Annotated in this window: 13 protein-coding genes and 3 rRNA genes; 3 read left to right on the top strand and 13 right to left on the bottom strand. The window is 68.6% G+C overall.

Features of this window, described 5'->3' with window-relative positions; all coding sequences use genetic code 11:
- Positions 1-52: 52 nt before the first annotated feature.
- Positions 53-1,222: a branched-chain amino acid aminotransferase gene (locus EL245_RS12940; protein WP_126383742.1), complete on the bottom strand. Its 1,170-nt coding sequence runs from the start codon at positions 1,220-1,222 to the stop codon at positions 53-55.
- Positions 1,223-1,343: 121 nt separating this feature from the next.
- On the opposite strand from EL245_RS12940, the gene EL245_RS12935 reads away from it, so the two are divergent.
- Positions 1,344-1,706, top strand: coding sequence for a hypothetical protein (locus tag EL245_RS12935; protein WP_126383740.1), 363 nt, complete (start codon positions 1,344-1,346; stop codon positions 1,704-1,706).
- 128 nt (positions 1,707-1,834) lie between these two features.
- Here the strand turns inward: EL245_RS12935 and EL245_RS12930 are convergent, their stop codons facing one another.
- From EL245_RS12930 to EL245_RS12915, 4 genes are all read right to left on the bottom strand, one after another.
- Positions 1,835-2,899 (bottom strand): 3-isopropylmalate dehydrogenase, encoded by a 1,065-nt coding sequence (locus EL245_RS12930; protein ID WP_126383738.1) that lies wholly within the window; start codon positions 2,897-2,899, stop codon positions 1,835-1,837.
- A 291-nt stretch (positions 2,900-3,190) separates the two neighbouring features.
- Positions 3,191-4,222 (bottom strand): ketol-acid reductoisomerase, encoded by a 1,032-nt coding sequence (gene ilvC / locus EL245_RS12925; protein ID WP_126383736.1) that lies wholly within the window; start codon positions 4,220-4,222, stop codon positions 3,191-3,193.
- Between the two features lie 9 nt (positions 4,223-4,231).
- Positions 4,232-4,744 carry an acetolactate synthase small subunit gene (ilvN, locus tag EL245_RS12920; RefSeq protein ID WP_126383734.1) on the bottom strand — a complete coding sequence of 171 codons (513 nt, stop codon included), beginning with the start codon at positions 4,742-4,744 and terminating at the stop codon, positions 4,232-4,234.
- 4 nt (positions 4,745-4,748) lie between these two features.
- Positions 4,749-6,542, bottom strand: a complete 1,794-nt coding sequence (locus EL245_RS12915) for an acetolactate synthase large subunit (RefSeq protein ID WP_126383732.1) — start codon at positions 6,540-6,542, stop codon at positions 4,749-4,751.
- Between the two features lie 294 nt (positions 6,543-6,836).
- On the opposite strand from EL245_RS12915, the gene EL245_RS12910 reads away from it, so the two are divergent.
- Entirely contained in the window at positions 6,837-8,450 is a 1,614-nt protein-coding gene (locus tag EL245_RS12910) for an aspartate:alanine exchanger family transporter (RefSeq protein ID WP_126383730.1), read from the top strand.
- An 84-nt stretch (positions 8,451-8,534) separates the two neighbouring features.
- Here EL245_RS12910 and EL245_RS12905 read toward each other — a convergent pair whose 3' ends face one another.
- From EL245_RS12905 to EL245_RS12890, 4 genes are all read right to left on the bottom strand, one after another.
- Positions 8,535-9,839: a threonine/serine exporter family protein gene (locus EL245_RS12905; protein WP_126384575.1), complete on the bottom strand. Its 1,305-nt coding sequence runs from the start codon at positions 9,837-9,839 to the stop codon at positions 8,535-8,537.
- A 226-nt stretch (positions 9,840-10,065) separates the two neighbouring features.
- Positions 10,066-10,182, bottom strand: a 5S ribosomal RNA gene (gene rrf, locus EL245_RS12900).
- A 153-nt stretch (positions 10,183-10,335) separates the two neighbouring features.
- Positions 10,336-13,507, bottom strand: a 23S ribosomal RNA gene (locus EL245_RS12895).
- 410 nt (positions 13,508-13,917) lie between these two features.
- Positions 13,918-15,471, bottom strand: a 16S ribosomal RNA gene (locus EL245_RS12890).
- The 16S, 23S and 5S rRNA genes sit together here, the layout of an rRNA operon.
- A 479-nt stretch (positions 15,472-15,950) precedes the next feature.
- Here EL245_RS12890 and EL245_RS12885 point away from each other — a divergent pair.
- Complete coding sequence (locus tag EL245_RS12885) at positions 15,951-16,487, top strand: DoxX family protein (RefSeq protein WP_126383728.1); 537 nt, start codon at positions 15,951-15,953, stop codon at positions 16,485-16,487.
- Positions 16,488-16,620: 133 nt separating this feature from the next.
- Here the strand turns inward: EL245_RS12885 and EL245_RS12880 are convergent, their stop codons facing one another.
- The 4 genes from EL245_RS12880 to gatC form a co-directional block, all read right to left on the bottom strand.
- Entirely contained in the window at positions 16,621-18,009 is a 1,389-nt protein-coding gene (locus EL245_RS12880) for an NAD-dependent malic enzyme (RefSeq protein WP_126383726.1), read from the bottom strand.
- Between the two features lie 147 nt (positions 18,010-18,156).
- A complete protein-coding gene (gene gatB, locus EL245_RS12875; RefSeq protein ID WP_126383724.1) occupies positions 18,157-19,692 on the bottom strand; it encodes an Asp-tRNA(Asn)/Glu-tRNA(Gln) amidotransferase subunit GatB in 1,536 nt (511 codons plus the stop codon).
- Position 19,693: 1 nt separating this feature from the next.
- Positions 19,694-21,214, bottom strand: a complete 1,521-nt coding sequence (gatA, locus tag EL245_RS12870) for an Asp-tRNA(Asn)/Glu-tRNA(Gln) amidotransferase subunit GatA (protein WP_126383722.1) — start codon at positions 21,212-21,214, stop codon at positions 19,694-19,696.
- Complete coding sequence (gene gatC, locus EL245_RS12865; RefSeq protein WP_126383720.1) at positions 21,211-21,516, bottom strand: Asp-tRNA(Asn)/Glu-tRNA(Gln) amidotransferase subunit GatC; 306 nt, start codon at positions 21,514-21,516, stop codon at positions 21,211-21,213. Before gatC ends, gatA begins: the two co-directional genes overlap by 4 nt.
- Between the last annotated feature and the right edge of the window lie 421 nt (positions 21,517-21,937).

Here is a 21,937-nt window from a genome sequence, read left to right as displayed (position 1 = left end):
CCACCTCAGAGCACCAAGGTGGAGTATCGGGCCGGCAACAGGTCGGTATCGATCAGACCAGGCGGTACATCCAGCCGTAGGGGTCGGGGACGCGGCCGTACTGGATGCCGGTGAGCCGGTCGTGGATCTCGTGGGTGACCTCGGCGCCCTTTATCGTCACGTCGAAGCCGTCGCCCCTCAGACGCCCCAGCGGGACGACGACGGCCGCCGTGCCGCAGGCGAAGACCTCCCTGACCTTCCCCGAGGCGATCCCCTCAAGGAGGCCCTCGAGGCTGATCGTGGTCTCGACGACGGTGCGACCTGCGTCCAGGAGCAGGCGCAGGATCGCCGACCGGGTCGAGCCCTCCAGGATCGTGCCGGTGAGCCGGGGGGTGCGCACCGTGCCGTCGGCGTCGACCACCATGAGGTTCATGCCGCCGAGCTCCTCGAGGTTGTCGCCCGTGACGTCGTCGAGGAAGCACACCTGGTCACACCCCTGCTCGGCGGCCAGGCGCTGGGGCAGGAGGGAGGAGGCGTAGTTGCCCCCGGTCTTGGCCGCGCCGGTACCGCCGCGCCCTGCCCGGTGGTAGTCCTGGGTGACCCAGATCGACACCGGCTTGAGGCCGTTGGGGAAATAGGCCCCGGAGGGTGAGGCGATGAGGTAGTAGTCGACGAGCTCGGCGGCGCGCACCCCCAGGAACGCCTCGGAGGCGAAGGCGAAGGGACGCAGGTAGAGGGACTCTCCCTCCCCGGAGGGGACCCACTCGACGTCGGTGCGCACGAGGTCGACGAGGGAGGCGACGAAGTCCTCCTCGGGGAGCTCGGGCAGGGCCATGCGCCGACAGGACAGGTTGAGGCGTGCGGCGTTGTACCGGGGCCTGAAGGTCCACACCGTCCCGTCGTCGTGGCGGTAGGCCTTGATCCCCTCGAAGACCTCCTGCCCGTAGTGCAGGACCGCGGCCGCCGGCGACAAGGTGAGGTCGCCGTAGGCGCGGATCTCGTGGGCGTCCCACCCTCCGTCACGGGTCCAGCGGGCGTGGGCCATGTGGTCGGAGAAGACCCTGCCGAAGTGCAGGTCGCCAAGCGCCTGGGCGCGCTGGGCCTGCGTGGCGGGCAAGGGGTGGGGGGTGACCGGGAAACGGCCGGCGAGGCGGTCGGCCTCGGGCAGGGGGACGGCCGCGGCGCGCGCCAGCTCGGTGTCGAGGGATTCGGTCGTGGAGACGGAGGCCGCGGTCTGAGGCATGCGCACACATTACCGTTCCCACGGCTCCTGGCAGCGCGGGTTCTCGCATCCTGAGTCCGGGGGCCGGGACGCAGCCGACCGCGGTGCGCACCTCCCGGGGACGTGGACCTAGGCTGCCCCCATGAGCCCGCAACGACGATCGGCGGCGGCCTGCGCCGTCGTGACGGTCCTCCTGACGGCGGCATGCGCCTCAGGGGCAGACCCCTCCCCCGCCCCGACCGGGCCGGGGTCGAGTCCTCCGGCGCCCACGGCGGCTCCCACACCGGCTCCCACGACGGCTCCCACTCCGGCAGGGCCGGAGCCTGGGACCGTCGGCACGGGCGCCGGCCCGGGCACCGGACAGGGCGCCGGCCCGGGCACCGCACCGGACGGGCCCGCCGCCCCGGGGGCCGGGACGACCGGGCCGCAGGTGCGCGACCAGCCCGTGCCGCGCACGGCCACCCCGGGCGCCGAGCGCCTGCCCACGCTGGGCTCGACGGGCTGAGCGCCTCCTGATGGTGGGCGCCGTCAGGCTCGGCCGGGTACCGGCCCGGCCAGGGAGAGGTCAGCCCGGCCCGGCCAGTGGCCCCGTGAGTGCTGCTCTTAGTGCTGCTCTTAGTGCTGCTCGCCCGGTCAGCCGCGTACGGCGGCGGCGATGGCGTCGCCGACCTCGCTTGTCGACCGCTCGAGCGGGGACCCTGCCGCGCTGGCCCGGGCGCGGGCGGCCATGTCGGCGTCGATGGCGGCGCTCACGCGCGCAGCGGCGTCGGCCTGACCGATGTGCTCAAGGAGCAGCGCCACGGCGCCGATGGTCGCGGTCGGGTCCGCCAGCGCCTTGCCCGCGATGTCCGGGGCCGAGCCGTGGACGGGCTCGAACATCGAGGGGAAGGCGCCCTCGGGGTTGATGTTGCCCGAGGCCGACAGCCCGATGCCCCCGGTCACCGCGCCGGCCTCGTCGGTGAGGATGTCGCCGAAGAGGTTGTCGGTGACGATGACGTCGAAGCGGCCGGGGTCGGTGACCATGTAGATCGTCGCCGCGTCGATGTGGCAGTAGTCGACGGTCACCTCGGGGTACTCGGCGCCGACCGCCTCGACCGTGCGGCGCCACAGGTGGCCAGCGTGGACCAGGACGTTGTGCTTGTGGACGAGGGTCAGGTGCTTGGCGGCCCGGGAGCGTGCCTTGTCAAAGGCGTAGCGCACGACGCGCTCGACACCGAAGGCGGTGTTGACCGAGACCTCGGTGGCGATCTCCTGGGGGGTGCCGGTGCGCACCGCGCCACCGTTGCCGCAGTACAGGCCCTCGGTGCCCTCGCGCACGACGACGAAGTCGATGTCGCCCGGCGCGGCCAGGGGCGTGGGGACACCCGGGTAGTAGGTCGAGGGGCGCAGGTTGACGTAGTGGTCGAGCTCGAAGCGCAGCCGCAGGAGCAGGCCGCGCTCGAGCACGCCGGAGGGGACGCTCGGGTCGCCCACCGCGCCGAGCAGGATGGCGTCGTGGCCCTTGATCGCCTCGAGGTCGGAGTCCGTGAGGGTCTGGCCGGTGCGGTGCCAGCGCGCGGCACCCAGGTCGAAGTCGGTCGTCCTCACCTCGAGGCCGGTCCCCTCCAGGGCGGCGGCAAGGACCTTGAGGCCCTCGGGCACGACCTCGGCGCCGATGCCGTCCCCGGGGATCACTGCGAGCTTGATCGTCTGCGTCATGGCGCGACTCTAGACCCCCGCCCGCCATCCGGACGGATCATCTCGGATGGCGGCGCAGCCCGACAAGCACCCGGCACCCCTCCCCTCCCGTGTTCGACCGGTCATGTAACTGTCGACCGTCTATGTCACAGCGATCGCCCGGTCGAGAGTTACATGACCGGTCGAGCAGGACATGACCGGTCGAGCAGGACAGGAGCGGAAGCACCACACGCGGCGGCGGAGACGCCGGAACGCCGTCGGGCGGCGGCCGGTCTGACTGCCACCGCCCGACGGCGCTCGTCGTCGGTTCGCTCAGCGGCTCACGGAGCCCTCGGTGTAGTCGGTGTCGAGGGCGGCGCGCCAGGCGAACATGGAGCGGACCTCCCGCCCCACCGCCTCGATCGGGTGCGCCTCGCCCTTGGCGCGCAGCTCCTTGAACTCCGGTGCGCCGGCGGCCTGGTCGTCCATGAAGCGCTTGGCGAAGGTCCCGTCCTGGATGTCGGCCAGCACCTCCTTCATGTGCTCCTTGACCTCGGGGGTGATGACCCGCGGGCCGGAGACGTAGTCGCCGTACTCAGCGGTGTCGGAGATCGACCAGCGCTGCTTGGAGATCCCGCCCTCGACGATGAGGTCGACGATGAGCTTGAGCTCGTGGCAGACCTCGAAGTAGGCCATCTCCGGGGCGTAGCCCGCCTCGGTCAGGGTCTCGAAGCCGTACTGGATGAGCTGGGAGACACCACCGCACAGGACGGCCTGCTCGCCGAACAGGTCGGTCTCGGTCTCCTCACGGAAGGTCGTCCTGATCGCCCCGGCGCGGGTGCCGCCCACGGCCTTGGCGTAGGACAGCGCGGTCTCCCACGCCGTGCCGCTGGCGTCCTGCTCGACGCACACGAGCACGGGCACGCCGCGCCCGTCCTCGAACTCCCGGCGCACCGTGTGGCCCGGGCCCTTGGGGGCCACCATGACGACGTCGACCTGCTCGGCAGGCTTGATGTACCCGAAGTGGATGTTGAAGCCGTGGGAGAACAGGAGCACCGACCCCGGCTTGATGTTGGGCTCGATCTCGGAGGCGTACAGGGCCGCCTGGACCTGGTCGGGGGCCAGGACGACGATGACGTCGGCCCAGGCGACGGCCTCGGCGACCGGCTTGACCGGCAGGCCGGCCTCCTCGGCCTTGGCCACCGAGCGCGAGCCCTCGCGCAGGCCGACAACGACCTCGACGCCGGAGTCGCGCAGGTTGAGGGCGTGGGCGTGGCCCTGGGAGCCGTAGCCGATGACCGCGACCTTCTTGCCCTGGATGATCGACAGGTCCGCGTCGTCGTCGTAGAACTTCTCAGCTGCCATGGTGGTATCTCACTTCTCCTTGAGTTGGTCGGTCATGGACCGGGGACCGCGGGTGATGGCCACCGCGCCGGACTGGACGATCTCCTTGACCCCGTAGGGCTGGAGGGCGCTCAACAAGGCCTTGACCTTCGAGTCCGAGCCCACCGTCTCGATGACCACGGTCGTGGGCGAGACGTCGACGACGTGCGCCCTGAACAGGTCGACGATCTGGAGGACAGCGGTGCGGTTGGAGTCGTCGGCACGGACCTTGATGAGGTAGAGCTCGCGCTCCACCGAGGTCGAGGAGTCGAGCTCGACGATCTTGAGGACGTTGACCAGCTTGTTGAGCTGCTTGGTCACCTGCTCCATCGCCGATGCCTCGGCGTTGGCGATGACCGTGATGCGGGAGATGTCCTCACGCTCGGTGGGACCCACCGCCAGGGAGTCGATGTTGAAGCCTCGGCGGGTGAACAGGGCCGAGACGCGCGTGAGCACCCCGGGCTTGTTCTCCACCAGGACGGACAGCGTGTGCCTCTCGCTCACGGTCTCACTCCTCTTCCCACGTGGGGCTCATACCCCGGGCGTACTGGATCTCGTCGTTGGACACCCCGGCCGCCACCATGGGCCACACCTGGGCGTCGGCCGAGACGATGAAGTCGACGACCACCGGGCGGTCGTTGACGGCGTTGGCCTGGGCGATGACCTCGTCGACGTCCTCGAGACGCTCGCAGCGCAGGGCCAGGGCACCGTAGGCATCGGCCAGCTTGACGAAGTCAGGCACCCGCGCGGCGCCCGCCCCGGTGTGGAGGTCGGTGTTGGAGTAGCGCTCCCCGTAGAACAGCGTCTGCCACTGGCGCACCATCCCCAGCGAGGAGTTGTTGATGATCGCGACCTTGATGGGGACGTTGTTGAGGGTGCAGGTGGCCAGCTCCTGGTTGGTCATCTGGAAGCAGCCGTCGCCGTCGATGAGCCACACGGGACGGTCCGGGGCGGCGCGCTTGGCCCCCATGGCGGCGGGGACCCCGTAGCCCATCGTCCCCGCGCCCGCGCTGGTCAGCCACGACCGCGGCCGGGAGAACCTGAGGTAGTGCGCGGCCCACATCTGGTGCTGTCCGACGCCGGTCACCCAGATCGTGTCCTCAGGGGCCCCCTTGGCGAGGTGGGTGATGACCTCCTGGGGCTGGAGCTGGCCGTCGTCGGTGTCGGTCCACCCGGTGGGGTAGGTGTGCCGGATGTGCGCGACCTCGGTGAGCCACTGGTCGATCTCGACGCGGGGCTCCTCGGCGAACTGGGCCCGGCAGGCCGCGGTGAGCGCGGGCACGACCTCGGCGAGGTCACCGACGATGGGGACGTCAGCGGTGCGGATCTTCGAGATCTCCGCCGGGTCGATGTCGACGTGGATGACCGTGGCCAGCCGCGCGAAGGTGTCGGGCTTGCCCGTGACCCTGTCGTCGAAGCGGGCCCCCAGGCTGATGACGAGGTCAGCGCGCTGGAGGGCGCCAACGGCGGCGACGGTCCCGTGCATGCCCGGCATCCCGAGGTTGAGGGGATGGTCGGAGGGCAGGACGTCGAGCGCCGTCAGGGTCGTCGTGAAGGGGATGCCGAGGAGCTCGACGAGCTCGGTGAGGTCCTCGGTCGGGACCCCCGCCCGGTTGATGCCACCTCCGAGGTAGAGCACGGGGCGCTCTGCGGAGGCGATGACCTCGGCCGCCTGGGCGACGCGACGCTGGTTGGGCCTGCCCGGCAGGGCGTAGCCCGGCAGGTTGAGGCGCGGCGGCCAGTGGAACTCGGTGAGCCCGACCTGGGCGTCCTTCGTGACGTCGATGAGCACCGGGCCCGGGCGCCCCGTCGAGGCGATGTGGAAGGCCTCGGCCACCCGCTGGGGGATGTCCTCGGGACGGGACACGAGCGCCGAGTGCTTGACGAAGGGCATCGTCGCCCCGACGATGTCGGCCTCCTGGAACGCGTCGGTCCCGATCGCCGCGGAGCCGACCTGGCCGGTGATGGCGACAAGCGGCACGGAGTCCATGTGGGCGTCGGCGATGGCCGTGACCAGGTTGGTGGCCCCGGGCCCTGAGGTGGCCACGCACACGCCGGGCCTGCCCGTCACCATGGCGTAGCCCTGCGCCGCGTGCCCCGCTCCCTGCTCATGGCGCACCAGGACGTGACGGATCACCTCCGAGGCGAGCAGCGGGTCGTAGAAAGGGAGAATGGCGCCACCGGGCATGCCGAAGATGTCGGTGACGCCCATCTCCTCCAGGGAGCGCACGAGCGCCTGCGCGCCCGTCATCTCCTGGCGGTCCTGGGCCGGGTGGGCCGAGGGTGCGTGTCCTCGCGCCATCGTGCGCCCTCCTGTCTGTGCGATCTGAGCGACCGTGCCGGCCCCACGGCCGACTCGGTGAACAGTATGCCGATCCCCAGGAGCCGTCGAGTCGACTCTTCGTTATCTCACATCGTGGGACCACGGACGTGTGGGGGGTGCCGGTGACGTGACCTTACCCATCACTGCGGCACTCGTCGGCCTTTGGTCCACCGCCGCCGCGCGCGGGAGGTGACAGACTGAGGACGACCCACCCCCACTGAGACGCCCGCGGCGCGCGAGAGCACCGCGGACGCGGAAAGGCGGCACGTACCCGTGGTCCACGGTCTGCTCCACCACCTGGCCGAGAACCCCGTTCTCGTCCTCTTCCTCCTCGTCGGCCTGGGCATGCTCGTGGGCCACATCAAGGTCAAGGGAGTGAGCCTGGGCGCTGCGGCTGTGCTCTTTGCGGGCATCGCCCTGGCGGCCTGGGGGGTCTCCGAGGGCGTGACGATCGAGATCCCCCCTCCCCTGGGGATCCTCGGGCTAGCGATCTTCACCTTCGCCATCGGGATCCAGTCGGGTCCCAACTTCTTCCACGTCATCCGCACCGCTGTCGGCCCGTTGGCCATCATGCTCACCGTGCTTCTCCTCGCCGCGGCCGCGGGCGTGGTCCTGGGGCGCGCCCTGGGCATGGAGCCGGCGCTCATCGCGGGCACCTTCGCCGGGGCGATCACGAACACCCCCGCGCTGGCGGCCGCCGGCAGCGCCGCGACGACGGCGGGCAACCCCGATGGCGTCGCGATCGCCACGGTCGGCTACGCGGTGTCCTACCTGTACGGCGTCATCGGCATGCTCCTGTTCTCCCTGCTGGCGCTGCGCTACCGCCGCTCGGACCGCGACACCCCCTCGCCCCTGGTCAACCGGACGGTGCGGGTCGAGCGCGAGGACTCCCCGCTCCTGGGCGACATCGCCGAGCGGGTCTCGGGGGAGATGAAGTTCTCCCGCCTGCGGCGCGGTGAGACGGGGCCGATCACGCGGCCCTCGCTGTCCGACCGGATCTTCAAGGACGATCTCGTCACCGTCGTGGGCACCAAGGAGGCGGTCAACCAGGTCATCCACGAGATCGGTCACGGCTCGTCCCACTCCCTCATCGAGGACCGCAAGTACCTCGACTTCCGGCGGATCACGGTCTCGGACCCCAAGCTCGCCGGGCGCACGGTGGCCGAGCTGGCGGTCGACCAGAAGTTCGGTGCGACGATCTCGCGAGTGCGCCGGGGCGACGTCGACATGGTCGGGACGCCCGGCCTCGTCCTCCAGCAGGGGGACCGCGTGCGCGTCGTGGCGCCGACCAGTCGCATGGCGGAGATCTCCGCCTTCTTCGGCGACTCCTCCCGTGGCCTGTCCTCGATCAACCCCGTGGCCCTCGGGCTGGGCATGGCGGTGGGGATCATCATCGGGGAGTGGAAGCTCCTGACCCCCACCGGTGCGACCTTCTCGATCGGTTCAGCAGCCGGCACCCTGCTCGTGGGTCTCGTGTTCGGCAAGATCGGCCGGATCAAGGGCTTCGTGACGGCCATGCCCTTCACGGCCACCGCGGTGCTCTCCGAGTTTGGCCTTCTCATCTTCCTCGCGCAGGCCGGGACACGGGCCGGCGGACAGATCGCCAACGCATTCGCCGGCGGGGACTGGTGGAAGATTCTCGTCACCGGCTTCGTCATCACCACGATCGTCGGGCTGGGCATGTACGTGACGATGAGGTGGGTCGTTCGGATGGGCGGAACCCGGCTGTCGGGCGTTATCGGAGGGGTCCAGACCCAGCCGGCGGTCCTGGCCTTCGCGAACGAGCGCACCGGCGCTGATCCTCGCGTGGCCCTGGGCTACGCGATGGTCTACCCCGTGGCGATGATCGTCAAGATCTTCATCGCCCAGGTCCTCGGCGGTCTGTGAGTGGCCCGGGACGCCTGAGCCGTCAGGAAGGACTGGGGTCTGGATGCTCCAGACGCCCCGGACCCGCGTGCGCCGCCCAGGGGCTCAGTCGCCGATGATCGGGCGTGGTCCCTCCGGCTCGGGCAGGACAAGACGCTCCGATGTCGCGACGTCGTGACGCCAGTTGCGGTCGGTGAGGATCCTCGCCATCGCCATTCCCACGCCGATCGCGACGACGACGAAGAACACCTCGGCGAGGTTGGCCGCCGCCTGCCCGGCGGCCACGCTCGTGTCGACGGTCCTGTCGTTGAGCGCCTTGATCGCACGGTAGAAAGGAACCCCGGGAATCATGATGACGACCGCGGGCACCGACAGGGCGACGCGGGACAGGGAGACCCTGGCGACGAAGGCCTGCGCGAGCAGGCCGATGCACAGGGCGGCCAGCCCTACCGCGAGCTGCCAGGGCACGCCGAGCTCCTCGATGACGACGAGGCGCGCGGTGTTGACCACGGCGCCGATGACCGCAGCGAGGAGGCAGGCCTTGGGGCCGGCGTTGAACAGGACCGCGAACCCGTAGGCCGCCACGAAGGACGCTGCGCAGCGCAGGACGTGGAGGGCCAGGCCCGTGGGTAGGGCGACGGCGTCGGCCTCGACCTGCCACTGGAAGGCGAAGGTGACCGTCCACACCGCGACGCCGCCTGCCGCCATGACCATGAGGACGTAGGCGGCACGCGACACGGCGCTCGACAGGTCCTGGCGCACGAGGTCGAGCATCGCCGTGACGAGGGGGAAGCCGGGGACGAGGAACAGGATCGAGGAGACGAGGCCCCCCTGGTGGCTGCCGGTGGCGATGCCCGCGGCGTGCAGGGCGGTGACGATGAGCATGTAGGCGCCCGAGGCGCTCACCCCGCAGACGATCCACGTGAAGAAGTGCTGGATGTGCCGGTGGAGCATGTGCCGTCGGACGAGCTGTCCGATCGAGGCGGCGATGAGGACGCTGACGACCTCGATCCAGCCACCGCCGTTGAGGAAGCTGAACCCTGCGCAGGCTACCCCGGAGGCCAGGGCGTTGACCGCAGGACCGTAGAGTGCGGTACGCCGCTCGACCGCGTCGAGCTTGCTCTCAAGACCCTCGACCGACTCGTGCGCGCGAAGGTCGTGCACGATCCGGCGCAGGGCCTCGAGGCGGTCGACGTTGACCCCGACGTGCCGGACCTCGCAGGCCTCGGTCCGGAAACGTCCGCCGACGTAGGAGGAGGTGACGATCTCGGACATCGTCACGGTAGCCTCGTGCCGGTCCAGCCCGACCGCAGCGGCTGCGCGCGCCATCGAGGACTTGACCCGGTAGGCGCCGGCGCCGGCCGCGAGCATGAGCCTGCCGAGCCTGAGGACGACGTCGGACTGCTGCATGAGCCGGTCCGCGTCAAGCGGAGGCTCTGGCAGGGCGTCTGGGGACTGGGGCGGCTTGGTGGTACTCACGGGACAATCGTGTCCCACCGGAGGATGACACGGGTGGCACCAAAGGCCCCCGTCGTGTTTGTCGGGTTGGGTGGGTGCTCGGTGCGGGGTGGGTGTGGGTGGGTGTGGGTCAGGCCCGGGCCGACGTGGTGTCGGTCCGGGCCTGACTGTGGTGTGTGCTCGGCGGTGTCCTGCTCTCCCACACCCTGGCGGGTGCAGTACCATCGGCGCTGGGAGTCTTAGCTTCCGGGTTCGGTATGGGGCCGGGCGTGTCCCTCCCGCTGTGACCACCGAGACGTCCTTTATGGGCCACCACCGGGTGTGGGTGGTGTGTTGTGTGGTGCGGTCCCCCTGGCCGACCGTGTGGTGGTGGTGGGGTTGTGTGCCCGCGTGGGGGGGTTGGTCGTGGACCGTATAGTGGACGCGCGTGTGACTGGTTTGCTTGGGGTGTTGTTTGTGTTGGCCTATTAGTACCGGTCGGCTTGCACGGGTTGCCCCGCTTCCACGTCCGGCCTATCTACCCAGTGGTCTGCTGGGGGCCTTCCACCACCCCGAGAGGGTGGTGCGGAGACCTTATCTTGAAGATGGTTTCCCGCTTAGATGCTTTCAGCGGTTACCCGTTCCGAACGTAGCCAACCAGCCGTGCCCCTGGCGGGACAACTGGCACACCAGAGGTTCGTCCGTCCCGGTCCTCTCGTACTAGGGACAGGCCTTCTCAAGTCTCCTGCGCGCGCAGAGGATAGGGACCGAACTGTCTCACGACGTTCTAAACCCAGCTCGCGTACCGCTTTAATGGGCGAACAGCCCAACCCTTGGGACCTGCTCCAGCCCCAGGATGCGACGAGCCGACATCGAGGTGCCAAACCATGCCGTCGATATGGACTCTTGGGCAGGATCAGCCTGTTATCCCCGGGGTACCTTTTGTCCGTTGAGCGACGACCCACCCACTCGGGATCGCCGGATCACTAGTTCCTACTTTCGTACCTGCTCGACCCGTCGGTCTCGCAGTCAAGCTCCCTTGTGCACTTGCACTCAACACCTGGTTGCCGACCAGGCTGAGGGAACCTTTGAGCGCCTCCGTTACTCTTTAGGAGGCAACCGCCCCAGTTAAACTACCCACCAGGCACTGTCCCTGACCCGGATCACGGGCCGAGGTTCAGGCGCACGCCATGGCCAGAGTGGTATTTCAACGACGACTCCACCGTCACTGGCGTGACGGCTTCACGGTCTCCCACCTATCCTGCACAAGCCATAGCGGACGCCAATACCAAGCTATAGTAAAGGTCCCGGGGTCTTTCCGTCCTTCTGCGCGTAACGAGCATCTTTACTCGTAGTGCAATTTCGCCGAGCTCATGGTCGAGACAGCGGAGAAGTCGTTACGCCATTCGTGCAGGTCGGAACTTACCCGACAAGGAATTTCGCTACCTTAGGATGGTTATAGTTACCACCGCCGTTTACTGGGGCTTAAATTCACCGCTGCACCCCACGAGCGTGGGGATGACGGCTCCTCTTAACCTTCCAGCACCGGGCAGGCGTCAGTCCGTATACATCGCCTTGCGGCTTCGCACGGACCTGTGTTTTTAGTAAACAGTCGCTTCTCCCTGGTCTCTGCGGCCCTCACCCCTAGCCCGCGACGGGGCTTCAGGGCTCGGGCCCCCCTTCTCCCGAAGTTACGGGGGCATTTTGCCGAGTTCCTTAACCATGATTATCTCGTGCGCCTAGGCATACTCTGCCCGACCACCTGTGTCGGTTTAGGGTACGGGCGGCTCGTACCATCGCGTCGAGGCTTTTCTCGGCACCCCAGGATCACCCTGCTTCCCCCACCAGCGGTGGGGTCACCATCACGCCTCACCCCTGCCCCCACAGGGGGGCTGCCTCCCGGATTTGCCTGGGAGACGGGCTGCGCGCTTGAACGGGCCAAGCCATCAGGCCCGCGAGGCTACCACTGTGCGTCACCCCTGTTAACACGCTTGCCTACCTGCACGGAGGGTCCCCAGACCACCAGCCGCAGGACCCCACAGCACCCGAAGGCACCACAGGGCCCGCACGCGACCAGCGGCGTGGGTCAGCACCCGCGCGTCAGCATGGGCGGTACTACGCCGGTACGGGAATATCAACCCGTCGTCCATCGACTACGCCTGTCGGCCTCGCCTTAGGTCCCGACTCACCCAGGGCGGACTAGCCTGGCCCTGGAACCCTTGGTCATTCGGCGCTAGAGTTTCTCACCCTAGTATCGCTACTCATGCCTGCATTCTCACTCCCGCACCGTCCACCCCTGGATCACTCCGAGGCTTCACCCGGTGCAGGACGCTCCCCTACCACCCACAGCCCCTGACACCACCACCAACAGGCGGCGGCGTAAGGTCCACGCTGCAGGTCCGCGGCTTCGGCGGTGTGCTTGAGCCCCGCTACATTGTCGGCGCACGACCACTTGACCAGTGAGCTATTACGCACTCTTTCAAGGATGGCTGCTTCTAAGCCAACCTCCTGGTTGTCTGCGCGACCGCACATCCTTTCCCACTTAGCACACGCTTAGGGGCCTTAGCCGGCGATCTGGGCTGTTTCCCTCTCGACCACGGAGCTTATCCCCCGCGGTCTCACTGCCGCGCTCGACCGGACGGCATTCGGAGTTTGGCTGACCTCAGTAACCCTGTGGGGCCCATCAGCCACCCAGTAGCTCTACCTCCGCCCGGGACCACGCGACGCTGCACCTAAATGCATTTCGGGGAGAACCAGCTATCACGGAGTTTGATTGGCCTTTCACCCCTACCCACAGCTCATCCCCCCAGTTTTCAACCTAGGTGGGTTCGGTCCTCCACACGCTCTTACACGTGCTTCAACCTGGCCATGGGTAGATCACCCCGCTTCGGGTCCAGGACGTGCCACTGTGGCGCCCTTTCGGACTCGCTCTCGCTACGGCTCCCCCACACCGGGTTAACCTCGCGACACGCCACTGACTCGCAGGCTCATTCTTCAAAAGGCACGCCATCACCCGCACAGGCGGGCTCTGACGGCTTGCAAGCGCCCGGTTTCAGGTACTCTTTCACTCCCCTCCCGGGGTACTTTTCACCATTCCCTCACGGTACTCATCCGCTATCGGTCATCAGGAGGTATTCAGGCAGCCGAGTGGTCTCGGCAGATTCACACAGGATTCCACGGGCCCCGTGCTACTCGGGAACGCCCCCACGCAGTCCAGCAGGTTTCACCTACGGGGCTCTCACCCACTACGGCCCCCCGTCCCAAGGGGTTCGGCTACCCACCAGATTGATCACTACGCACCCAGCCGGCAGACCAGGAACAGGAACGCCCCACAACACCGCCGCCGCAACCCCTGCCGGGTATCACACGACAACGGTTTAACCATCATCCGCTTTCGCTCGCCACTACTCACGGAATATCTTCTCCTGCGGGTACTGAGATGTTTCACTTCCCCGCGTCACCCCCCGCACCCTATGAATTCAGGTACGAGTGACGCCCCATGACGGGCGCCGGGTCCCCCCATTCGGAAACCCTCGGATCACAGCCCGTCAGCCGGCTCCCCGAGGAATATCGCAGGCCACCACGTCCTTCATCGGCCCCTGATGCCAAGGCATCCACCGAACGCTCATAGAAACAAACAACACAACAAACCAACAAAACAATCACGGTCCGCCACGACCACACGGCCGCGGCAAGACCAAAGAAAGATGCTCGCGTCCACTATACAGTTCACAACCAACCCACCCACACCACCAGCACCCACCCCCCACAGGGACAGGGCCAGCAGCCAGGCACCAGGGCGCACCGCCCCAGAACCCCGACAGCGTGCCACCCCGACCAGCCCACGCACCCACCACCCCACCACACAGGCAGGACAAGCAGACACACGAACCAGTCAGGCACCAACCCCCCACACCCCCACACACCAGGCGGGGGCAGCAGGAGGGTCAGCGGTTCCTCATGCCACGATATCCGGGCCACCAGCCCACCAGGCGCCCACGCACCACGCGCAGGCCACACACCCAGCAGGCCACCAGCCACAGCTCCTTAGAAAGGAGGTGATCCAGCCGCACCTTCCGGTACGGCTACCTTGTTACGACTTCGTCCCAATCACCAGCCCCACCTTCGACCGCTCCCCGTAGGGCCACGGGCTTCGGGTGTTGCCGACTTTCATGACGTGACGGGCGGTGTGTACAAGGCCCGAGAACGTATTCACCGCAGCGTTGCTGATCTGCGATTACTAGCGACTCCGACTTCACGGTGTCGAGTTGCAGACACCGATCCGAACTGAGACCGGCTTTAAGGGATTCGCTCCGCCTCACGACATCGCAACCCTCTGTACCGGCCATTGTAGCATGCGTGAAGCCCAAGACATAAGGGGCATGATGATTTGACGTCATCCCCACCTTCCTCCGAGTTGACCCCGGCAGTCTCCCGCGAGTCCCCACCACGACGTGCTGGCAACACGGGACAAGGGTTGCGCTCGTTGCGGGACTTAACCCAACATCTCACGACACGAGCTGACGACAACCATGCACCACCTGTGAACCGGCCCCACAAGGAGGAACCCACGTCTCCGCGGGCGACCGGAACATGTCAAGCCTTGGTAAGGTTCTTCGCGTTGCATCGAATTAATCCGCATGCTCCGCCGCTTGTGCGGGCCCCCGTCAATTCCTTTGAGTTTTAGCCTTGCGGCCGTACTCCCCAGGCGGGGCACTTAATGCGTTAGCTACGGCGCGGAGACCCCGGAAAGAGCCCCCACACCTAGTGCCCAACGTTTACGGCGTGGACTACCAGGGTATCTAATCCTGTTCGCTCCCCACGCTTTCGCTCCTCAGCGTCAGTAACGGCCCAGAGACCCGCCTTCGCCACCGGTGTTCTTCCTGATATCTGCGCATTCCACCGCTACACCAGGAGTTCCAGTCTCCCCTACCGCACTCAAGCCGGCCCGTACCCACCGCACGCCCCCAGTTAAGCCAGAGGATTTCACGGCAGACGCGACCAGCCGCCTACGAGCTCTTTACGCCCAATAATTCCGGACAACGCTCGCGCCCTACGTATTACCGCGGCTGCTGGCACGTAGTTAGCCGGCGCTTCTTATCCAGCTACCGTCAACACCCCCACAACGAGGAGCGCCTTCTTCACTGGCGAAAGAGGTTCACAACCCGAAGGCCTCCATCCCTCACGCGGCGTCGCTGCATCAGGCTTCCGCCCATTGTGCAATATTCCCCACTGCTGCCTCCCGTAGGAGTCTGGGCCGTGTCTCAGTCCCAGTGTGGCCGTCCACCCTCTCAGGCCGGCTACCCGTCACCGCCTTGGTAGGCCATCACCCCACCAACAAGCTGATAGGCCGCGAGCCCATCCCCCACCAAAAACACCCTAACAGTGCATCTTTCCCAACCCCACCATGCAGCAGGACCAGAACACCCCGTATTAGCCACCCTTTCAAGCGGTTATCCAGGAGTGAGGGGCAGGTTACTCACGTGTTACTCACCCGTTCGCCACTAACCACACCCACCACAAGGGCAGGCGCAGCCCGTTCGACTTGCATGTGTTAAGCACGCCGCCAGCGTTCGTCCTGAGCCAGGATCAAACTCTCCAAACAAAACAAAACAGTCCAGAGAACAAAAACCTGAACCCAAACAAAAACATCCCCCCAGAACCCAACCCCCACACAACCGCGCAGGAACCAGACCCCAGAAGAACAAAACATGACATAAAAAACATGACACACTATCGAGTTCTCAAACAACACACCCAGCGAGCGACCGACCCACCTCTGTCGGGTGGGCGCCCTCTCGCGAGCAGCAAGGAAGAGAGTAGGCGATGCTGCACCGCCGGTCAAGGGTCGCGGCGATGGCCTGAGTCACACCGCCGGGCAGCCGTTGTCACCGCCGGACCGGGCCACCCTTCTGGGCCCACGGGCGGGCGGGGGTGTCCGACCCGCGCGCCGAGCATCTCCTCAGCGGGGGCACAGGGTTCGACGCCGTCACGTCGATGCGCTACGGTCGGGCTCGCCAGGTTGATTCAATCGTCAATTACTCGCGTCTCGGTTGCGAGGCGCCTGTCCCTGTAGGAGGAAGCATGTCCAGCTCCAGCCGTGTCGCCAGCGGCGACCACATCATCACCAGTCCTGGTGCGCGAAGGGTCCTCGCCGTCCTGCGCATCGTGCTCGGCCTCTACTTCCTGTGGGCCTTCGTCGACAAGACCTTCGGGCTGCGCTTCACGACGGCGCCCGACGCTGCGTGGCTCCGGGGAGGGACCCCGGCGCAGGGCTTCATCGAGTACGTCGCCTCGAGCAGCCCTGCGGCCGGGCTTTTCGAGCTCTTCGCCAACCCCCTGGGTGACGCGCTGTTCATGGCCGCCCTGCTGGGTATCGGCACCGCCCTCGTCCTGGGCATCGGGGTCAAGGTCGCTGCGCTGAGCGGCACGGTCCTCATGGCGATGATGTGGCTCGCCTCCTTCCCGCCGGCCGGTGCCGGGGAGGCGACGAACCCGCTCATCGACGACCACTGGATCATGGCGCTGGTCATGATCCTCATCGCTCTGTCTCACGGTGGCGACACCTGGGGCCTGGGCCGCTGGTGGTCCACCAAGGTCGGCGACTCCTGGCTCCGCTGACCGGCGCGCCGCCCACGCGAGGACCGGCCGAGGCCCGTTGAGGACTCGGCGATGCGCGGCCCGGCCCGGGAGATCCCGGGCCGGGCCGCGCATCGCCGTGCGGGGGCGCCGCTGCGTGTCGTCCGATGGTGGCTCAGACCGCCTCGGCCAGGCGGCGCACCGCGGAGGCCACCGCGTCAGCCACCCTCGTGTCGAAGGCGTTGGGGATGATGTGGACGGGGCTCAGCTCGCCGGCGTCGATGACACCGGCGATGCCGGTGGCTGCGGCGCGGAGGAGCTCGACGGAGATGTCGGTGATCCCGGTGTCGAGCAGACCGCGGAACAGGCCGGGGAAGGCCAGGACGTTGTTGATCTGGTTGGGGAAGTCGCTGCGTCCGGTGGCCACGACCGCGGCGTAGTCGGCCGCGCCGATGGGGTCGACCTCCGGCGTCGGGTTCGCCATCGCGAAGACGATCGCGTCAGGTGCCATGACCGACAGGTCCGCGGGCTCGAGGAGGTTGCCGCTGGACACGCCGATGAACACGTCGGCGCCCACGAGGCCCTCCTTGAGGGAGCCGGTGACACGGCGCGGGTTCGTGTTCTCGGCGAGCCACTTGCGGTGGGAGTTCATGCCGTCGGTGTGCTCCGCGCTGAGGGCCCCGTCGCGGCCGTAACCGACGATGTCCGTGGCGCCGTGGGCCATGAGGAGCTTGGCGATCGCGTTCCCCGCGGCCCCGACCCCGGACAGGACGATGCGCACCTCCTCGATGCTCTTGCCCACGACCTTGAGAGCGTTGATGAGGGCAGCGAGGGTGACGATCGCGGTCCCGTGCTGGTCGTCGTGGAACACCGGGATGTCGAGCTCCTCGCGCAGCCGGGCCTCGATGTCGAAGCACTTGGGTGCCGCGATGTCCTCGAGGTTGATCCCGCCGTAGGCCGGGGCGATGGCCTTGACGATCGCGATGATCTCCTCGGGGTCGGTGGTGTCGAGGGCGACGGGCCAGGCGTCCACCCCTCCGAACTGCTTGAACAGCACGGCCTTGCCCTCCATGACCGGCATGGCCGCGGCGGGGCCGATGTCGCCCAGCCCGAGCACGGCCGTGCCGTCGGTGACCACCGCGACGGTGTTCTTCTTGATGGTCAGCTGACGCGCACGCTCGGGGTGGTCGTGGATGGCCTTGCAGACCCGGGCCACTCCCGGGGTGTAGACCCGGGCCAGGTCCCGTCGGTTGTGGATCGGCGTGCGCGGGGCGATCTCCAGCTTCCCGCCGACGTGAGCCAGGAAGGTCGAGTCCCCGACGTGACGCACCTTGACCCCGTCGATCTCCTCCAGGGCCGTGACGAGCGCGGCGCGGTGGGCGGAGTCGCGGGTGTCGGCGGTCAGGTCCACGATGAGGCGGTCGCCGTCGGCGTCGGCCACGTCCACACCGTTGACGATCGCCCCTGTGACGGTCGCCGTGTCGACCAGGCGTGCCACGGACTTCTGGGAGGCAGGGACCTCCAGGCGCAGGGCGACGGTGTAGCTGGGACTGGGCTGGACCATGGGCGCGTTCCTCCGTGAGTGGGCGGGCCGGCTCGCGCCGACCCAGGGATTCGGTGGTGGTCCGAGCCTATCCCCACCCGCTCAGCGGCCACCTGGCGCCCGCCCACTGAGACGCCGTCAGCCCCTCAGGAGGACGCCCTCAGCCCCTCAGGAGCCGACGCGCTCCATGACGAGCTCGCGCACACGCCTGGCGTCGGCCTGCCCCTTGGTCGCCTTCATGACCGCCCCGACGATCGCCCCCGCGGCCTGGACCTTGCCCCCGCGGATCTTGTCCGCGACGTCCGGGTTGGCCGCCAGCGCCTCGTCGACGGCGGCGAGCAGGGCCGAGTCGTCGGAGACGACCTCAAGGCCCCGGGCACGCACGACCTCGGCGGGGTCGCCCTCGCCGGCCAGCACGCCCTCAAGCACCTGCCGGGCCAGCTTGTCGGTCAGGGTGCCGGCGTCGACCAGCCCCTGGAGCTCGGCGACCTGCGCGGGCGTGACCGGGAGCTCCTCAAGGGAGGTCTCCCGCTCCTTGGCGGTGCGGGCCAGCTCGCCCATCCACCACTTGCGGGCGGCCTGACCGCTTGTGCCGGCCGATGCCGTGGCCTCGATGAGGTCGAGCGCCCCGGCGTTGACCACGTCACGCATCTCGTCATCGGCCAGGCCCCACTCGGCCTTGAGCCGACGGCGCTTGGCCACCGGCATCTCCGGCAGGGACGCGCGGATCTGCTCGACCCACTCCCGGCTCGGCGCGAGGGGGACGAGGTCGGGCTCGGGGAAGTAGCGGTAGTCGTCCGCGTCGGACTTGACCCGTCCCGGCCTCGTCGTGCCGTCGGCCTGCCCGTGGCGGGTCTCCTGGAGGACGCTTCCCCCGGAGGCCAGGACGGCGGCCTGGCGCTGGATCTCGTAGCGCACGGCCTGCTCGATGCCCCGGAAGGTGTTGACGTTCTTGGTCTCCGTGCGGGTGCCCAGCGGCGCATCGGGTCCAGTCCTCAGGGAGACGTTGACGTCGGCACGCACGTGTCCGCGCTCCATCCGGGCCTCGGAGACCCCCAGGGCCCGGAAGATGTCGCGCAGCGCCCGCACGTAGGCGGCCGCCACGTCGGGCGCCCGAGCGCCCGTGCCCTCGATGGGACGGGTGACGATCTCGACCAGGGGGACGCCAGCGCGGTTGTAGTCCACGAGGGAGTACCGAGCCCCCTCGATCCGGCCGTCGGCCCCGCCGACGTGGGTGTTCTTGCCCGCGTCCTCCTCCATGTGGGCGCGCTCGATGGGCACCGTGACGACGGTGCCGTCCTCGAGCTCGACCTCCAGGGCCCCGTCGAAGGCGATCGGCTCGTCGGACTGGGAGGTCTGGAAGTTCTTGGACAGGTCGGGGTAGAAGTAGTTCTTGCGGGCGAAGCGGCAGGACTCGGCGATGCTGCATCCCAGGGCCAGCCCGATCCGCACGGCGTACTCCACGCCGGTGGCGTTGACCACCGGCAGCGCCCCGGGCAGGCCGACGCTCGTGGGGGTGACCATCTCGTTGGGGCCGGCACCGAAGGTGTTGGGCGCGGCGTCGAACATCTTCGTGGCCGTGCCGAGCTCGACGTGCACCTCCAGGCCCAGGACCGGGTCGAAGCGGCGCACCGCCTCCTCGTAGTCCATGAGCTCCACCCCGCCGGTGGCTGACTTCGTCGCGGACGTCGCGGAACCGGTCATCTCAGTTCACCTCCAGCTCAGGAGCCCGCGCGAGCAGGTGCCCGCCCCAGCTCTCCTCCAGTTGCGCCTCGAGGACCGCGCCGACGCGGTAGAGGCGGTCATCGGCGCGCTGCGGCGCCAGCACCTGGAACCCGACGGGCAGGCCGTCCTCGCTCAGGCCCGAGGGCAGGCTCATCCCGGGGACCCCCGCCAGGTTGGCCGGGATGGTCGTCACGTCCAGGGCGTACATCGCCAGCGGGTCGTCCTTCTCCCCGAAGCGGTAGGCGGTCACCGGCGCGGTGGGAGACACGAGCACGTCGGCCCGCTGCCAGGCAGCGGCGAAGTCACGCTGGACGAGTGTGCGCACCTTCTGCGCCGAGCCGTAGTAGGCGTCGTAGTACCCAGCGCTCAGCACGTGGGTGCCCAGGATGATCCGGCGCTTGACCTCGTCCCCGAAGCCTGCGCCACGGGTCGCGGCCATGACGGTCTCGGCCGTGACAGGGCCGGTGGCCGGCTCGACGCGCAGGCCGTAGCGCATGCCGTCGTAGCGCGCGAGGTTCGAGGAGGCCTCGGCGGGCATGATGAGGTAGTAGGCGTCGAGCGCGTACTCCAGGTGCGGCAGGGAGACCGTCTCGACGCTCGCTCCGGCCGCCTCGAGCAGGGACAGGGCCTCGTGGAAGGACCGCACGACATCGGGCTGGTACCCCTCGCCACCGTCGAGCTCGGCGATGACGCCCACCCTCAGCCCCGTCAGGTCCCTCCCCGACCTGGCGGCCCGGACCACCTCGGCCATGCCACGCGGCGCGTCAGCCAGGGAGGTGGAGTCCCGGGGGTCGTGGGAGGCGATGACGTCGTGGAGCAGGGCGGTGTCCAGCACGGTGCGGGCCATCGGCCCGGGGGTGTCGAGCGAGGAGGCCATGGCGATGACCCCGAAGCGGGAGACGGTGCCGTAGGTGGGCTTGACTCCCACGGTGCCTGTCACAGCGGCAGGCTGCCGGATCGATCCGCCGGTGTCGGTCCCCACCGCCAGCGGGGCCTCGAAGGCGCCGACGGCGGCGGCCGACCCGCCGGAGGAGCCTCCGGGGATGCGCTCGAGGTCCCACGGGTTGCGGGTCAGGCCGAAGGCCGAGTGCTCGGTCGAGCCGCCCATGGCGAACTCATCGAGGTTCGTCTTGCCCAGGATCGGCATGTGGGCCCGCCGGAGGTTCGTCACGAGGGTCGCGTCGTAGGGCGGCACCCAGCCCTCGAGGATCCTGGAGGCGGCCGTGGTCACCTGTCCGCGCGTGACGACGATGTCCTTGACCGCCACCGGCACCCCGGCCAGCTCGTGAGGGACGGCGCCCTCGGCGCGCGCGGCGTCGGCGGCATCCGCCGCGGCGAGGGCCTTGTCCGCGTCGACGTCGAGGAAGGCCCCCACCGCCCCGTCCACGGCGCTGATGCGCTCGAGGTGGGCGGAGGTCAGCTCACGGGAGGACACGTCCCCCGCGGCCAGGGCGGCGGCCTGCTCCGCCGCGGTGCTCCTGAGAAGGGCGTAAGCGCTCATGAGGCCGCGTCCTCCCCGAGGATCTGGGGGACGAGGAACATCGAGTCCTGGGCGGCCGGCGCACCGGCGAGCAGCTCGTCGACGTCGAGGGTCGGGGCCGGCTCGTCCGAGCGCAGGACGTTGGTCAGGGGCACCGGGTGGGAGGTGGCCGGAAGGTCGGGGGTGACGACGCTCGTGACGCGGGCGAAGGCGGATGCGACCGCGTCCAGCTCCCCGGCCAGGCGCGTCACCTCCTGCGGGCTGAGCGCCACACGCGCCAGGGCGGCGACCCGGGCGACCTCGTCGGTGGAGATGGCAGACATGGGAGGGAGTCTAGATGACCCGGAGCCCTGCCCGGTCCCGTCCCCGACCCCCTCACCGATCCACGGTGCCCGGCTCCCGGTCCGTGGCGAGCGCCTACGGCCACCGGCAGTCACGTGCGGTCGCATGCGGTCAGGTGCGGCCGCGGCGGGCCCGCTGCCCCGCCGACGCCGATCGCCGGGCCGCGGGCACGACGGCAGCGCGCCGCTGTCATCACAAACTGGTCTCAGTCGGCGTCGGCACCCCGGGACAACGGCGCCATTCCAAGGCCCATGCCCGACCTCACAGGCACGCCGAAGCGCGCACCGTTGACATTGACCACCGCGAAGGATGTCATGGTGACCAGCGAAATCCACGGATGGAGTGGATTCCTCGAACAGGGAGGCCCGCACGAGGTCCTCCCGGGACAAGGGCCCCATGCGT

The organism is Actinomyces howellii, from assembly GCF_900637165.1.
In the GTDB taxonomy this organism is placed as follows: Bacteria; Actinomycetota; Actinomycetes; order Actinomycetales; family Actinomycetaceae; genus Actinomyces; species Actinomyces howellii.
This window is presented reverse-complemented; position numbering and strand designations above follow the sequence as displayed.

Bases quoted from the DNA above. Each gene is read 5' to 3' on its own strand.
- EL245_RS12940 (WP_126383742.1), bottom strand. From the start codon at position 1,222: ATGCCTCAGACCGCGGCCTCCGTCTCCACGACCGAATCCCTCGACACC.
- EL245_RS12930 (WP_126383738.1), bottom strand. From the start codon at position 2,899: ATGACGCAGACGATCAAGCTCGCAGTGATCCCCGGGGACGGCATCGGC.
- ilvC (WP_126383736.1), bottom strand. From the start codon at position 4,222: ATGGCAGCTGAGAAGTTCTACGACGACGACGCGGACCTGTCGATCATC.
- gatA (WP_126383722.1), bottom strand. From the start codon at position 21,214: ATGAGCGCTTACGCCCTTCTCAGGAGCACCGCGGCGGAGCAGGCCGCC.
- EL245_RS12935 (WP_126383740.1), top strand. From the start codon at position 1,344: ATGAGCCCGCAACGACGATCGGCGGCGGCCTGCGCCGTCGTGACGGTC.
- EL245_RS12880 (WP_126383726.1), bottom strand. From the start codon at position 18,009: ATGGTCCAGCCCAGTCCCAGCTACACCGTCGCCCTGCGCCTGGAGGTC.
- gatB (WP_126383724.1), bottom strand. From the start codon at position 19,692: ATGACCGGTTCCGCGACGTCCGCGACGAAGTCAGCCACCGGCGGGGTG.
- EL245_RS12905 (WP_126384575.1), bottom strand. From the start codon at position 9,839: ATGCAGCAGTCCGACGTCGTCCTCAGGCTCGGCAGGCTCATGCTCGCG.
- gatC (WP_126383720.1), bottom strand. From the start codon at position 21,516: ATGTCTGCCATCTCCACCGACGAGGTCGCCCGGGTCGCCGCCCTGGCG.
- EL245_RS12885 (WP_126383728.1), top strand. From the start codon at position 15,951: ATGTCCAGCTCCAGCCGTGTCGCCAGCGGCGACCACATCATCACCAGT.
- EL245_RS12915 (WP_126383732.1), bottom strand. From the start codon at position 6,542: ATGGCGCGAGGACACGCACCCTCGGCCCACCCGGCCCAGGACCGCCAG.